At 44.4% G+C, this 15,281-nt stretch carries 18 protein-coding genes; all 18 read right to left on the bottom strand.

All coding sequences use genetic code 11. The features are described 5' to 3' along the window. Positions 1-24 precede the first annotated feature (24 nt). A complete protein-coding gene (locus ACRRU2_RS02300) occupies positions 25-891 on the bottom strand; it encodes a MinD/ParA family protein (protein WP_432499807.1) in 867 nt (288 codons plus the stop codon). Then, complete coding sequence (gene flhF, locus ACRRU2_RS02295; RefSeq protein ID WP_432499806.1) at positions 884-2,107, bottom strand: flagellar biosynthesis protein FlhF; 1,224 nt, start codon at positions 2,105-2,107, stop codon at positions 884-886. Before flhF ends, ACRRU2_RS02300 begins: the two co-directional genes overlap by 8 nt. After that, positions 2,104-4,134, bottom strand: coding sequence for a flagellar biosynthesis protein FlhA (flhA, locus tag ACRRU2_RS02290; RefSeq protein WP_432499804.1), 2,031 nt, complete (start codon positions 4,132-4,134; stop codon positions 2,104-2,106). Before flhA ends, flhF begins: the two co-directional genes overlap by 4 nt. A gap of 21 nt (positions 4,135-4,155) precedes the next feature. Next, positions 4,156-5,253, bottom strand: a complete 1,098-nt coding sequence (flhB, locus tag ACRRU2_RS02285; RefSeq protein ID WP_331698252.1) for a flagellar biosynthesis protein FlhB — start codon at positions 5,251-5,253, stop codon at positions 4,156-4,158. Between the two features lie 11 nt (positions 5,254-5,264). After that, on the bottom strand, positions 5,265-6,065 hold the full coding sequence (gene fliR, locus ACRRU2_RS02280; protein ID WP_331698253.1) for a flagellar biosynthetic protein FliR: 801 nt from the start codon (positions 6,063-6,065) through the stop codon (positions 5,265-5,267). A 16-nt stretch (positions 6,066-6,081) separates the two neighbouring features. Further along, entirely contained in the window at positions 6,082-6,351 is a 270-nt protein-coding gene (gene fliQ, locus ACRRU2_RS02275; protein ID WP_331698254.1) for a flagellar biosynthesis protein FliQ, read from the bottom strand. A 21-nt stretch (positions 6,352-6,372) separates the two neighbouring features. Continuing rightward, positions 6,373-7,077 (bottom strand): flagellar type III secretion system pore protein FliP, encoded by a 705-nt coding sequence (gene fliP, locus ACRRU2_RS02270; protein ID WP_432499851.1) that lies wholly within the window; start codon positions 7,075-7,077, stop codon positions 6,373-6,375. Positions 7,078-7,114: 37 nt separating this feature from the next. Beyond that, positions 7,115-7,726 carry a flagellar biosynthetic protein FliO gene (locus tag ACRRU2_RS02265; protein ID WP_331698255.1) on the bottom strand — a complete coding sequence of 204 codons (612 nt, stop codon included), beginning with the start codon at positions 7,724-7,726 and terminating at the stop codon, positions 7,115-7,117. 5 nt (positions 7,727-7,731) lie between these two features. After that, positions 7,732-8,094 (bottom strand): response regulator, encoded by a 363-nt coding sequence (locus ACRRU2_RS02260; RefSeq protein WP_331698256.1) that lies wholly within the window; start codon positions 8,092-8,094, stop codon positions 7,732-7,734. Positions 8,095-8,124: 30 nt separating this feature from the next. Then, positions 8,125-9,351 (bottom strand): flagellar motor switch phosphatase FliY, encoded by a 1,227-nt coding sequence (gene fliY, locus ACRRU2_RS02255; protein WP_432499803.1) that lies wholly within the window; start codon positions 9,349-9,351, stop codon positions 8,125-8,127. After that, positions 9,341-10,342: a flagellar motor switch protein FliM gene (gene fliM, locus ACRRU2_RS02250; protein WP_331698258.1), complete on the bottom strand. Its 1,002-nt coding sequence runs from the start codon at positions 10,340-10,342 to the stop codon at positions 9,341-9,343. Before fliM ends, fliY begins: the two co-directional genes overlap by 11 nt. Before the next feature lie 36 nt (positions 10,343-10,378). After that, positions 10,379-10,846: a flagellar basal body-associated FliL family protein gene (locus ACRRU2_RS02245; protein ID WP_331698259.1), complete on the bottom strand. Its 468-nt coding sequence runs from the start codon at positions 10,844-10,846 to the stop codon at positions 10,379-10,381. Then, entirely contained in the window at positions 10,843-11,070 is a 228-nt protein-coding gene (locus ACRRU2_RS02240) for a flagellar FlbD family protein (protein WP_331698260.1), read from the bottom strand. Before ACRRU2_RS02240 ends, ACRRU2_RS02245 begins: the two co-directional genes overlap by 4 nt. Before the next feature lie 53 nt (positions 11,071-11,123). Continuing rightward, on the bottom strand, positions 11,124-11,939 hold the full coding sequence (flgG, locus tag ACRRU2_RS02235; protein ID WP_331698261.1) for a flagellar basal body rod protein FlgG: 816 nt from the start codon (positions 11,937-11,939) through the stop codon (positions 11,124-11,126). 86 nt (positions 11,940-12,025) lie between these two features. Further along, positions 12,026-12,403: a TIGR02530 family flagellar biosynthesis protein gene (locus ACRRU2_RS02230; protein WP_331698262.1), complete on the bottom strand. Its 378-nt coding sequence runs from the start codon at positions 12,401-12,403 to the stop codon at positions 12,026-12,028. Further along, on the bottom strand, positions 12,400-12,906 hold the full coding sequence (locus ACRRU2_RS02225) for a flagellar hook capping FlgD N-terminal domain-containing protein (protein ID WP_331698263.1): 507 nt from the start codon (positions 12,904-12,906) through the stop codon (positions 12,400-12,402). Before ACRRU2_RS02225 ends, ACRRU2_RS02230 begins: the two co-directional genes overlap by 4 nt. Before the next feature lie 43 nt (positions 12,907-12,949). Further along, a complete protein-coding gene (locus ACRRU2_RS02220; protein ID WP_432499802.1) occupies positions 12,950-14,308 on the bottom strand; it encodes a flagellar hook-length control protein FliK in 1,359 nt (452 codons plus the stop codon). A gap of 38 nt (positions 14,309-14,346) precedes the next feature. Next, entirely contained in the window at positions 14,347-15,255 is a 909-nt protein-coding gene (locus ACRRU2_RS02215; RefSeq protein WP_331698265.1) for a magnesium transporter MgtE N-terminal domain-containing protein, read from the bottom strand. Between the last annotated feature and the right edge of the window lie 26 nt (positions 15,256-15,281).

The following is a 15,281-nucleotide window of genomic DNA, read 5'->3' as shown; positions in this document are numbered from 1 at the left end:
CATTACCCCCGTTCCAAAGGATTATCACGCTAGTCTGAACATTTTACTTAAAAACCCTTTGATACCACTACTCTGTTGCACAGGCGCTTGAATTGCTAGAAACGACCTAGCAATTTCCATCACAGCTTTTGAGGCAGCTGTAGAAGGATAGCATATTGAAAAAGGAATTTGTTTCTTAACTGCGCTTGACACGTTGCCATCATCAAACATAATGCCGAGCGTAGGCAATTCCGTATCTAAAAATCGCTTCGCTACCAAGCTGATCTTGTCCAATGTCTGCTGTCCTTCCTTGCGGTTGGTTGCCCGATTGACAACGAGCTTGAAGGACACATCGATATGCATCGCTCTTACCATTTTGATTAAAGCATAAGCGTCCGTTATTGAAGTAGGCTCAGGCGTTGTGACGACGATTGTTTCATCCGCGGCAGTAATAAACTTTACTGTCTCCTTTGACAGCCCGGCGCCTGTATCAAACAATATGACATCATACCTGCCGTGCAGCTTTTCAATTTCGCCTGCAAACCTTTCCAGCTGTTCTGCCGTCAGCTCCAGCAAATCCTTAAAGCCCGATCCGCCAGCAATATAATGCAGCCCCTCTGGGCCGACAGCTATAATGTCCCAAATTGTTTTTTCCTGAGTGAGCAAATGATACAGATTGTAGGGGGTCGTTTGTCCCATAAGCACATCAATGTTCGCCATGCCGATATCGGCATCAAATACGAGAACCTTTTGACCTAGACGCTGCAAGGAAAGAGCAAAATTCAAGCTAAAATTGGATTTGCCAACACCACCTTTGCCACTAGTGACCGTAACGACACGCGTGTTTTTAAGCTGGCTTTGCGAATTATTTTGTTTGACTAGCTGTCTCAATGCTTCTGCCTGATCATTCATCGCTTACTTCTCCTAGCAGTAACTGTATATAACTTGAACGATCAAATCGCTCGATATCATCCGGAACGGTTTGACCTCCAGCTACAAAGGTTGGAATAAGACTGTATTTTAAAATAAGATTCAAAATTGCCCCATACACGGTCGTTTCGTCAAGCTTTGTAAATAGTACCTTCGTAATGCCATACTTGGTGAAACGCTCCGTAATAATTTCCATATCCTTCGTTTTCCCTGTCAGACTAAGCACCAATATCGTCTCGCTCGGCCTGGATGACTGAAATAAGCTGTTAACTTCGGATACATGAAGCTCGCTTCGGTAATTTCTGCCTGCCGTATCCATCAAAATAATATCGCACTGGCTTAAATTATCGTATGCTTTATGAAGATCGCCTTGCGAAAATACAATTTCAAGCGGAATATCCAAAATTGTCGCATACGTGCGCAGCTGATCGACAGCTGCTATTCGGTAAGTATCGGAAGTAATGAAGCCTACTCGTTTATTATTTTTAATTTTGTATTCTGCCGCAAGCTTGGCAATTGTCGTTGTTTTGCCGACTCCCGTTGGACCGACGAAATGGACAACCGATGCTTCCGGATGAATTTGATTAGGACTGAAGCTTGCAAGCCACTCTTCTAATCGATCTGCTGCTGCCCGCCACAGCTCATCTGGCGAAAGCTTGTTCAATTCAGTATCATACTGTTCAAGCAATTCATTAGTGAGCCTTTCAATCCATTCCAGCTCAACTTCCTGATCCAGCAATCTCCGCCTAAGCGCAAGCACTGCATCGGAAAACGCGCTATGACCTGCTTGCTGCTTCGATAATTTCATCATCTGCTGCCGCATTTCCTGTAGTTCTTCTAGAATTTGCTTATCAGAAATGCCGCGGTCAGCAACAGGCATATGCGCCGGATTGACCGGATTATCCTTTACTGCTGGTGCCGGCTCCGGCGGGGGTGCCGCCGTCCGGGAAGAGCTTTTCAATATTTGCTCTAGAATTTGATTTACATCGGCTGCACTTGGCTTGCTGACGGTCTCACTGGCGGCAGGATTTTCCTCTACCGCCGCAGTCACTTCAATCTTTTTTTTGCGAAACAAGCCCATAAAGCCGCCAACTGCAACAGGTCTCGATTCCAAGATTACAGCATCCTTGCCCAGCTCTGAACGAATGAGCGCAACCGCTTCAGGTAGCTGATCAACTACATAACGCTTTACTCTCATAGATTCACCACCCCAACACTTTGCACCTCAACGCTAGGCTCAAGCTCGCTGTAAGACAATACAGGAATTTCCTGCATCGTTCGTTCCAACAGTTGGCGCAAATACATTCGAATCGTCGGCGATGCCAATATAACTGGCTGATGGCCCGATTGTATTTGACGATTCACTTGTTCATTCATCATCTGATACATGCTTTGTGTCGTTACCGGATCCATCGCAATATACGAGCCATGGTCTGTTTGCTGTACGGATTCCGCAATTTTTTTCTCAAGCTGCGGTCCTACTGTAATTACGCGAAGCGTTTCTCCAGATGGAGCAAACTGCTGAGTAATTTGACGCGATAGCGATTGTCTGACATATTCAGTAAGCACATCGGGATCTTTTGTATATTGGCCATGATCTGCCAGCGTTTCAAATATAGTAACCAAATCGCGAATCGACACCTTTTCACGCAGCAGCTTGGCAAGCACCTTTTGAATATCTCCGATGGTAAGAATATTAGGGATAAGCTCGTCTACTAGTGCAGGATAAGTTTCCCTGACATTTTCAACCAGCATTTTCGTTTCTTGTCTGCCAATCAGCTCATGAGCATGTCTTTTAATAATTTCAGTCAAATGAGTTGCTACTACTGAAGGCGGATCGACAACGGTATAGCCCGACAGCTCGGCGCGTTCCTTCATGCCTTCGTCAATCCATATGGCCGGCAAGCCGAAGGCCGGTTCAGTCGTTTCTATACCGATAACCGAGTCGTCCTCGAATCCTGGACTCATCGCCAAATAGTGATTTAACAGCAAGTCGCCTCGAGCTACCATATTGCTTTTAATTTTGATGACATACTCGTTCGGCTTAAGCTGAATATTATCGCGAATGCGGATGACTGGTACAACAAGACCTAAATCAAGCGCGCATTGTCTGCGAATCATAATGATGCGGTCCAGCAAATCTCCGCCTTGCTGCGTATCTGCAAGCGGGATAAGTCCATAGCCGAATTCAAATTCAATCGGATCAACCTGCAGCAGGCTAATAACACTTTCCGGACTTCGCACCTCTTCAATTTGCTGCTCTTCAACAAGCAGCTCTTCCTGTGCTTGCTTTTTATGTAAGGATTTTTGCATAATATACGCGCCAACAGCGATAACAATCGCAAACGGCCATGTTTTTAAAATGCCGATTGGCGTAAGTCCCAGCATCGCTACAGTACCTGCTGCTATATACAGCATTTTTGGATACTTAAATAGCTGAGAGGTGACATCTTCTGCCAAATTGCCCTCTGATGCCGCTCTCGTCACGATCAAGCCAGCAGCAGTGGAAATCAGCAGCGCCGGAATTTGTGTAACGAGGCCGTCACCAATCGTTAAAATGGAAAACTTGGCGAGAGACTCTGTAAAGCTTAGATTATGTATGGACATACCAATGATAAAGCCGCCGATTAAGTTAATGATAACGATAATAATAGAAGCAATTGCGTCACCTTTGACAAATTTACTCGCACCATCCATTGCCCCGTAAAAATCTGACTCTCGTTCAATTTTGGAGCGGCGCTCTCTTGCTTGCTGCTCATTAATCAGCCCAGAGTTCAGATCCGCATCGATACTCATCTGCTTGCCCGGCATCGCATCGAGCGTAAAGCGGGCAGCAACCTCTGCAACACGCTCTGAACCTTTCGTAATAACGATAAATTGCACGACGACCAAAATGAGAAATACGATAAAGCCGACAACGACTTCGCCGCCGCCTACCCAGCCCCCAAATGTCTGAATGACATCGCCAGCTTCTGCGCGAGATAAAATACTCCGTGTAGTAGATACGCTCAAAGCAAGGCGGAACAGCGTCGTAATAAGCAATATAGCTGGAAAAATCGAAAAATCCAGCGCTTCTCTTGTATTCATCGCAACTAGCAAAATCATGAGCGCTATCGAAATGTTAAGAATCAGAAGTATATCGATAAGCAATAATGGGATTGGGATGATCATCATGAGTACGATACCAATTATTCCAAGTATGATGACCAGATCTCTTGCTTTCATGACGTTCCCTCCTCCCACCTGTTATGTCGTTCGTCTCCGACCTTTAATTTTATATACATATGCCAGTATTTCAGCCACAGCTTGGAACAGGTCACCGGGTATCACATCGCCAATCTCTGCCTGTTCGTAAAGCGCTCTGGCAAGCGGCTTGTTTTCCATCGTTATGACACCATGTTCCTTCGCAACCTCTTTTATACGAAGAGCAAGGTGATCCATCCCTTTTGCTACAACGGTTGGCGCCTCCATTTGGGAAGCGTCATATTTCAGTGCTATTGCAAAGTGAGTCGGATTCGTAATAACAACATCTGCTGTCGGTACATCCTGCATCATGCGCTGTAAAGCCATTCGGCGCTGCTTTTCCCGAATTCTTCCTTTAATGAGCGGATCGCCTTCGGATTTTTTGAACTCATCTTTAATATCCTGCTTTGACATTTTAATACTTTTTTCATGCTCATATCGTTGATACATGTAGTCGGCAATGGCCAGAACTGCAAGTACAGCGCCTATCTGAATGCCTAAATTAATCGTGATTCCTGCGGCATATGAAAAAATATGCTCAATAGGCTGAGTCGAAAGGACTATCATATGATCCCATTCGCTTGTTATAGTAGAATAAACAATGACTCCGATAATAAGCACCTTTAGTACGCTTTTTAAAAACTCTACTAAGCTTCTTACAGAAAAGATTCGCTTGAATCCTTCTATCGGGTTCAGCTTTTTCAGCTGCGGTTTTAATGGCTCACCTGTAAACAGAAAACCAAATTGTACGATATTCCCTACAGCGCCAAAAACGACGGCGATAGCAAAAATAGGAAGCATCAAAATGACGATCTTGGAAACAACGGTTATAAAAAAATCCAGCACATTGCTCGTTGTTACTTCAAGCAGAAGCCAATCCTGAAAGAAGCTGCCGAATAAATGCAATATATTCTGCTTATAGTAGTTGCCCAGCATGAGAAAAGAGGCAAACACAAATAGTAAAATAAATGCTCCTGGCAAATCTGAAGACTTGGCTACTTGCCCCTTTTTCCTCGATTCACTACGCTTCTTCGGCGTTGCCTTTTCCGTCTTTTCTTGGCTGAAAAGCTGTAAATCCATCCGCAAACGAAATGTTTTCATGCTCCCGCCTCCTATTGCCCATCCGCCGCGGGAGCTTGCTGTAAAATACCAAACAACTGCTCAAGCGAAGAAAATAAAATAGAAAACAGATTTTCAAACAAGACCGCCAGGCTTGGTATCAATACAACTAAAAGAAATAAGCCGACGATAATTTTCAAGGGGATCCCAACGACAAATACGTTAAATTGGGGGGCTGTCTTTGTTAAAAAACCAAGCCCTACATCCGTCAAAAAAAGGGCTACCATCATTGGAGCAGCAACTTGAATGGCAAGCAAGAAGGTCATGCTAAGCGCCTTCGTGAGAAAAACACTCACATTTCCGCTCATCACCCTTGCAAACAGCTCATTATCAAGCGGCATCCATGCATAACTGTTCATAAGCCCCGCCAGCAAGTAATGATGGCCATTAAGCATCAGAAACAATACCATTAATACCATATATTTGAAGTTACCTAGAAGCGGAGCCGATGTCCCTGTATTGGGATCAATCACGTTAGCCATTGCAAATCCGATTTGCATATCCATGAGGGCGCCTGCTGTCTGAACAACTGAGAAAAATAAATATACGACGAAGCCCAGCAAAACTCCCAGCAAAATTTCTCGCAGTACAAGCAGTATATATTCAGGCCCTAGCACTATGTTTTGCTGCAAGCCATAGGACAGAAATACTAGCAGCGAAATCATAAAGCCTAATCCGATTTTGAAAGTTGCCGGTACGCTGCGCGAAGAAAATATCGGCGTCACGACGAAAAATGCTGTAATTCGACAAAATATTAACAAAAAAATAGGAAAACCGTGTACGATTGCATTCATCAACTTTACTCACAACCTAACCGATGTAATGATGTAAATTATTCAGCAGCTGATAGGCAAAGTCGACAACCGTGTTTAATATCCATGGTCCAAAAATAATGATTGATACAAATACCGCCACAATTTTTGGAACGAAAGCGAGCGTCTGCTCTTGAATCTGCGTAGTTGCTTGAAAAACACTGACGAGCAAGCCAACAACCAGCGCAAGTACAAGCATCGGTGCACTAGCTTTTAGTACGGTATATACTGCCGAGCCTGCTAGTCCGATAACAAAATCAGCACTCATCTTTGTTCCCTCCTTACCCTATCAAGTGTTAAAGCTGAGAAGCAATGATTTGACAATTAAATACCAGCCGTCCACTAACACGAACAACAATATTTTGAAAGGAAGTGAAATCATTATTGGCGGAAGCATCATCATCCCCATCGCCATTAATGTACTGGCTACAATCATGTCAATAACGAGAAACGGTATAAAAATCATAAAGCCCATTTGGAAGGCTGTTTTCAGTTCACTGACAGCATAAGCCGGAATAAGCACGGTGATCGGAATATCCTCATAGTTTGTCGGCTTTTCCGTTTGGGTGTAATTCATAAATAAAAGCAGGTCCTTCTCTCTTGTATGGGAGAACATGAATTTTTTCATCGGAACTGCAGCTTTTTCAAATGCTTCAGTCTGTGATATTTCTCCCTTTAAGTATGGCTGAAGCGCCACATCGTTTACTTGGCCAAAAGTCGGAGCCATTATAAAAAAAGTAAGGAACATGGCAAGTCCAATTAATACTTGGTTTGGAGGCATTTGCTGTGTGCCCAGCGATGTTCGGACAAACCCCAATACGATTACAATTCGTGTGAAGCTGGTCATCAGCACTAGAATAGCTGGCGCAACGCTCAACACCGTAATTATTAAGAGCAAGGACAAAGCGCTAGTGCCTGCTGGCTCATCTCCGCCGCCAATATTTATTGAAATATCAGGCAAAGGTTCCGCTGAAGCAATCTGAGCGGCAAACATAGACAACAGCAAGATTGCTACGAAGGAAACTAACCTTTTACTTTTCATCATCCATCAACCGTTCGTTTGATTTTGCATCCTTTATTAATTGCTTAAGCTGTTCATTGCGCATAGTTCGCTGGTTCAGCTGATTTTGCAGCAAATCTTCAAAGCTGGAATCTGAATTGGCTGTACTGCTGTCAGCTTCCTGCTGCTTGGCTGCTTTGGAAGTCTGCCATTTTTTTATAAAGGCTAGTCCGAATTGACCGGAGCTCCAGCCTTGATCTGCATCTCGCTCAAAAGCAGCCAGCACTTCCTGGGCCTCCAGCGGATCATCGATCTTATCGAGCAGCGTAATGTTTTGACCTACACCAACGATATATATACGACCAGCTACTTCGATAACCTGCAGCGAGCTATGTTGTCCAAGAGACGTTCCGCCTAATGAACGAAGTGCGCGATTAACCCCCCATAATTTATTGCGATTAGACATCCATTTCAGTAATAAAACGATAAGTACGATTACAATCCCAAGTGCTACCATGATCCAAACGATGCTTCCCAGCAATTCGCCCGGAGACGTTTGTTTAAAGGTCGGCTCCTCAGGAAGGCCGCTTGTTTCACTGCTAGCGGCCAACCACAGTCCAACACTACCTAGTTTTGCGACCATAAAGCTTACCCAAGAGTTTTCTTGATCGCTTCAATAACACGATCTGCTTGGAATGGCTTCACGATGAAGTCCTTAGCGCCAGCTTGGATCGCATCGATTACCATTGCCTGCTGTCCCATTGCAGAGCACATAATGACCTTGGCATTAGGATCCATCTTTTTAATTTCTTTGAGCGCGGAAATACCGTCCATCTCTGGCATAGTAATATCCATCGTTACAAGGTCTGGCTTTACTTCTTTAAATTTTTCAATAGCTTGAGCACCATCCTGTGCCTCGCCTACTACTTCATATCCGTTTTTCGATAAAATATCGCGGATCATCATTCGCATGAACGCTGCGTCATCAACAATTAAAATACGATTTGCCATTTTTCATATCCTCCTAGGTGGTTCAAGTTATTATTGTAATTTCTGAATACGATCCCATTGGCTTACGATATCGGTTACACGAACACCAAAATTCTCGTCAATGACTACGACTTCGCCTTTTGCAATGAGCTTGTTATTTACTAGAATATCTACCGGTTCACCGGCCAGCTTATCAAGTTCAATAATCGAGCCTTGCGACAATTCTAAAATATCTTTAATCTGCTTCTGGGTCCTTCCTAATTCTACAGTGACCTTGAGCGGAATGTCGAGTAATAAATTTAGATTTGTTTGATCGGTTTGAGCGTAGCCATTCTGATTGAAATTGGCAAATTGCACGGGCTGTACATTCACATTTCTATTAATGTTTGACTGCGCATATGGATCATGATAGACCGGCTGCTGTTCGTATATTGGCGCTGCTGCAGCATGCTGAGGCGCATTCATGGCTGGCTGAGCTGCAGGCATCTCCGCTGCTGGCGCCGGCGCTGGAGCAGGGGCAACAGACGGGCTTTGCTGCTCGGCAGCTGCCGCAGTCTGACTCGTTGCATGAGCATGCTCCTCCTCCACATCTCCCATTAGCGTAGACACCATCTGCTTCGCAAACGACACTGGAAGCAGCTGCATAATTGTAGAATCTATCAAGTCCCCAATCGTAAGATGGAAAGAGATTTTAATAAATACATCTACTGGCGGCAAATGGTTCATGCCATCTCCATTGTTAACATCTAAAATATCAATGCCGGGAGGCGAGATATTAACCATACGATTGAAAATCGTCGACATCGATGTCGCCGAAGAACCCATCATTTGATTCATTGCTTCTTGTACAGCGCTTATATGTATTTCATTTAATTCTTCTGCTGTTACTTCGCCTTCTCCGCCCAGCATAAGATCGGCGATAACCTGAGCATCCTTTGTTCTGATTACGAGTGAATTAATCCCTTCAAAGCCATCGACATACTGTACGCTGACTGCCACGTGAGGCTTAGGAAATATATCTCCCAGCTCAGAGCGCTTTACTAGCGTAACATGCGGAGTTGTAATATCTACTTTTTTGCCTAATAGAGTCGACAAAGCAGTAGCAGCACTGCCAAATGTAATATTTCCAATTTCACCGAGCGCATCCTGTTCTATTGAAGACAAGAAATCGGATAATTGAACCTCATTAGCGGGTGCTGGCACATCATCTGGCTCATTAGAGGATTGACGAAGCAAGGCGTCAATTTCTTCCTGTGATAAATAGTCTTTACTCATCATACTCTTCTTCCGCTCCTTCACTTACAATCTCGTCAACCTGTATGGCCAGCCTATCTTTTGTCGAACCCGGGCTGCCAATAAATTTAAGCTTTTCACCAACTTTTATTTTCAATCCTTCATCAATCGGCTTATTAAGCGATAGCACATCTCCAACCGACAGGCTAAGAAACTCCTTGATTGTAATAGAGGTTTCTCCTAGCTCAGCGATGATATCGAGCTTCGCCTTCTGGACACGCTGCTCTAATGTTCTAACTTCCTCCGGTATGCGTTCCTTTTTCTGTGAAACAAACCAATGATGAACCGATAATCTTGGCATAATTGGTTCCAGCACAACATGCGGGATACAAAGATTGATCATCCCAGTCGTATCGCCGATTTTTGTGCTAAAGGAAATTAATGCGATCGTCTCGTTAGGAGATACAATTTGCATAAACTGCGGATTCGTTTCCAGCGCTTCCAATCGCGGCGAAATGTCTACAACTGTTTTCCAGGCTTCCTGCAAACTTTCGAATGTGCGTGCAAAAATACGCTCCATTACTGTCGTTTCAATTTCTGTTAAATTCGAAATTTTAGAAGGTGCTACTCCTTGGCCCCCCAGCATGCGGTCAAGCATCGCATAGGCTACGTTAGGATGAACCTCAAGCACCATCCGGCCTTCTAAAGGCTCGGCTTCAAATATATTCAAGATCGTCATTTTCGGTATAGAGCGAATAAATTCATCGTAAGGAAGCTGCTCCACGTCAACAACATTAATTTGAACAAAAGTACGAAGCTGTGCTGAGAAATAGGTTGTTAAATATCGCGCGAAGTTTTCATGAATACGAGTTAAGCTGCGAATATGATCCTTTGAAAAACGAACTGCCCGCTTAAAGTCATATACACTAACCTTCCGTGTAACCTCTTCCTTTTTTAAATCCTCCGCATCCATTTCACCGGATGATAGCGCAGCTAGCAATGCGTCTATTTCATTTTGCGATAAAACATCAACCATTATCTCACCTCCTTCGAGGAATGTTGCATTTGTGCATTAGATTTGTGAAATCATAAAGTCAGTAATTTCCACTTTCACGAGCTTTCCTTTTGGCAATACCGGATTGATAAGATTAAGCAGCTTTGACTCCAGCATATCCTCACCAACTGAGCCTTCCAAATCTTCTGGCATCATATCAGCCAAAGTACGGCTTATAATAGGCTTAACCTCAAACTCAATAATTTTATCAAAATCTTCTTTTGTCTTTTTACTGTCCAGCTGGAATGCGAAGTTCATAATCACTATGTAATCTGGATCTTTCAGATTTCTTCGGTAATCCTTGAGCTCAGAGGTAACTTCCACACGCTCTTTGGCGCTTAGAACCTTTACTGCAACAGGCTTGTTGCTTGCTTCTCCTTTATTGCTCTGATCCGAAAAGAACTTGTTATACAAAATGAATGACACAATAGCTATTAATGTAATGGATAACAAAATAGTAATCATCCACGGCAGCATCTTCTTCATGTCAAAGGCCCCTCCGTTTGTTTACTGCTGCGAGCTATCCCCACAACACCTATTTCTTGAAAATATTGCTGACAAAGCTTCACAAGCTCGGAAGCTTTTTCCTTCACTACAATTCTATTTCCTGTCGTTAGCGTAATTATAGTGTCTGCAGCCTCATCCACAGTTTCGATAAGAAGAGCATTAATCGTTATTTTTGTTCCGTTTAAGCGTGTAACGGTAATCATTATTGGCCCCCTCTTATGGAGGGAGGCTTCCGCCTCCCTTATTCATTACGAACTTAACGCTTCAGGTTAACAACCTCTTGCAATATTTCGTCAGAAGTGGTGATTATTCTGGAATTCGCTTGGAAGCCGCGCTGTGCTACGATCATTTCAGTAAATTCAGCAGTAAGATCAACGTTGGACATTTCCAGCTGACCTGAAATAATTGAACCTGTGCCGACTTCAGCGTCGCCTGCTGTAAACAGCTCAAACTCGCCATCCGGGTTTGCGTTAACTGTCATACGGTACATATTGCCGCCAATTTTTTCAAGACCGGCAGGGTTGACAGCCTTTGCGATACCAAGCGTTCCTGCTTCCACTTGACCGTCAGCTGTAATTCCGATAATTTGACCTGTTTGGCTAATTGTAAAGGCCGTAATTTCTTCTTCAAGTACGATTGGAGCACCGTCTTGTCCTAATACAAAATAGCCCTCGGCCGTAACAAGCTGTCTGTTTGCATCAAGCGTAAAATTACCCGCTCTTGTCAAAAATTGCGTCTCAGCGTCGCCGCCAGGTGAAACTACAAAAAATCCGTCGCCGTCAATGCGCAAGTCTGTCGCGATATTAGTTGTCATTGCACTTCCTGGCGTATGAATCGTATCGATGCTGCTGATCGAAACGCCTAATCCGATCTGGCGAGGATTCACACCGCCGCGTGTTCCTTCTTCTGGGGCAGTTACGCCTGCAACAGTCTGGCTTAATATATCCTGAAACATGACCCGACCAGCTTTAAAGCCTACAGTATTTACGTTTGCAATGTTATTGCCGATTACATCCAGCTTCGTTTGAAAGCCTCTCATTCCGGATACGCCGGAATACATGGATCTCAACATTTTATTTTCCTCCTTAAAACGGATTAAGTACATGGAGCAGCTGCTTCAATCGGTCCACAGCTGCGGGCCTCCTGCAAGGTCCAGCCCTATGATAAAATAATGGCACTGTCAATTTGTGTAAACACATTGCTTTGCATTTGCTTGCCTTCTATTGCTGTAACTACCGTCCGGCTTGGCACATTTACTATCATTGCAATATCGCGATAGACGATAAGCGAATCCTTGGCTCCTTTTTGAGCCGCTGCATCCACCGCATCACTGATTTTGCTGATAGATTCAGGCATAAGCTTAATTCCTCTTTGCTCCAGCCTTGTTTCTGCATGGTGACTGAATTTGATGAGCTTGTCATCCAGCATTTGCTTGAATGAGGAGGCTGGCTCCGAAACTACTTTCCGGCTTTTATCGCTTTGCAGCGGGGCATGAGTAACAGGAAACAATTGTCCAATTTTTATGCTGTTATTCATGGCGTTTCATCCTCGCCGCCTGGGTTGCTGTTATCGCCATCCTCAACTTCTTCTTCGCCGCCGTCAGCTTTTGGCTCAGAAATGGAAATCAAGTAATCAATCGCCACTTCATTTTTGCCTATCTTGGCCAGCAGCTTGCCATCCTTAGCTACTACTGCGTCTACAATACCGCTTAGAGTAATTACTTCGCCCAGTTCATCATACTCATACCACTCTACCGCTTTTCCAATTATATTAGAGGCGGATCCGATATTCTGCCGCAGCAAAGCCAGCTCATTAGACATATTCATCAACTGCTCAACAGACGTAAATTGAGCCATTTGCGCGATAAAATCTTTATCCTGCATAGGCTGCATCGGATCTTGATTGCTCAGCTGCGTCACTAAAATTTTTAGAAATTGATCCTTACCCATCGTATCCCCTGTATTACGCTTGGAAGCCGTTTGTACATTAGATTGATGGTAGTTCGGCCAAACATTCCTTGTCGATATGTTGTCTGCCAACGCTAGTCACCTCCGTTCGACGCCAATTTTCAGGCCCTGCATTTTATACCGTTTCATTAACAGCTCGCCCAAAGCCCAGCTGCTGGATGACGACCTGCTCGATCAGCTCAGTTTCGAAGCTTGCTTCGCCATGGCTATTGTCTGACTGATCTTCCTGATTAGTAAAGCGGCCTCCGCTCTGTTTCTCTTGCTGCTGATCAAATTCAAGCGTTGCAGCCTGCTCATGCGTGACATTCAATTTGTCCACGTTTATGCCTTGCGCCTGCAATGCAGCACGCAGTTGCGCCATTTGATTCTCGATCAGTTCCTTGGCCATCGATGTATCGGTTTGAAATACTGCTGTAAGCTGACCGTTTTGCATCGTAATTCTGACATCGACTTGTCCCAGCTGCTCTGGATAAAGCTTAAGCTTTGCTTCCGAAATGCCATTGAAGGTTGCGATACTGAATTTTTGAACAATCATGCCGGACATCGTGTCTGCAAATTTGTCAGCAAATACGAAAGTCGTTGCAGCCTGATTGGACGGAGCCGATACCGGAACTGTGCGGGCATGCATCAGCTGATTAACCGGAACAGCAGCATTCTCTTCAGCGCCACTATTCACGGCTACCGCTTGGTTGGCTGAGCTTGACACTGCCTGCTGCTCTGCTGTCAAGCTAACGCGATTGGATTGCTGATGCAATTTCTCCAAATGCTTATCGGCGTCGCTTCCATTCGATTTCGCTACTGCCCAGTCTAGAAGTTTATTATCAGCAGCTTCAGTTGGAAGTTTGGCTTCAGTTACCGATTTGTTAGCTAATAGCTCATCTAGCTTTTGAACGAATTGGGCTAGAAGCGGAAACGGATCCTGAAGCTTGCCAGCTTTTATTTCTCCATGCTGCAAAGCAGATTGCAAATTCAGCAACGCATCTTGCAGTTGAATAATAGTCGCTGCCTTATTCGATACTTTCTCTGCTCCTAATGCTGCCGGGTCATTTGCTTCCTGCGGCTGCTGTACTTGTGTCGCTTGCACCTGCACGCCTAGCAAAGCCATAAGTGCATAGCTATGCTGCAGCATAGCTGCAAGTTCGTCCTCGCTAACTGCTGCTGCTTCTTCAGCTGCGATTGCCTCGTCCAGCTTATCTAGCAGCTGCTCCAGCTGCTTCAGCAATTCCTCTGCGGATATTTGCAGTTCATTTGAAGCTCCAGCTGTCACTGTGCTGTTTATGATTTGTTCAACTATTCCGACTGGCTGACTTGTGTCTGTTGCAGCGGATGCGGCAGGTGTGTTGACTTGACTGGACAGCACTTTGGAGAACAGTGCATTACCGGTGCTCTTCATTGCGCCATTCGCACTATTTCCCGATGCTGCTGACGCAGCCGGGACAGCTGCAAATGGAAGAGTTGATGTAGCCATTTCCATTTCTTTCACCTCCTTTCCTAGTACAATTTGCAAGCATTTTATTTGTTATCATTTAATAGTTTGGATACAATTTGAGCGGTTGTCGTTTGATTGCGTTTAGACATTTCTGTAAGAATGCCTGATCTTGCCGCATCATTCAGTGACTCTAGCAGGCTTAGCACCTTAGCTGAGCTAATTTCATTCATTTTGAGCAGCAGCTCTGCTGCGCTCTTAGCTTCCATTACATTAAATGTCGCTGCCAGCTCGTCAGATTCCAAACCTTTCACCGGGGCTCCAGGCTGCGCATCTTCATTTAATTGCAGGCGGGACTGCAACGCCGATATTTGCATATCTTTTGAAAGGACGTTGTCTTTCAGCATCATTGTAGCGTCCGCAGCACGCTTGGGATTCATCTTTTCCATAATGCGCACTCGATCATCCGGTCTCATCGATGAGAATAACAGCACCGACTCTTCCACTGTCATATTCTGAATAATTGGCGCTGCTTTACTTGGTGTCATCTTGGAAAACATACTTGCCAGCTCTTGAATTTTCGCTTCATACTGTTCAGCATCCAGCAATGTCTCTTCACTCAAAGCCTTCAGCTGCGCATTTTCACTTTCCAAATTTTTAAGCGTCTGCTCGGAAGCTCCTTTGCTTTCATTAGCTGCGAGCAATTCACTTTCCAGCTCAGAAACCTTTTTTTGAAGCTCTTCGATTTTCTCTGACATCTTAATTGTTCTAATTTGATCATCATCCATGGAGTTCCCTTTAACTTTAGGATCAGGAACTATGTTTTTCACAACCGGAATCGATTGTCCGATTGTAAAAACGCGATTTCGAAAATCGACATCCACAAAGGCAGCAAGAATGACAAGCAAAATAACGACCATGACGACTGGCACCATCAGCATCATAAATCTTGCAAAGCCACCATAACCTTCTTTTTCCACACTCGTTTCCGCCAATTCTATTCACTCCCTCTAGCCGGCAT

It is taken from the genome of Paenibacillus sp. GXUN7292 (genome assembly GCF_050864975.1).
Lineage (GTDB): Bacteria > Bacillota > Bacilli > Paenibacillales > Paenibacillaceae > Pristimantibacillus.
The sequence above is the reverse complement of the archived record's forward strand: the minus strand, read 5'-3'. Positions and strand labels throughout refer to the sequence as shown.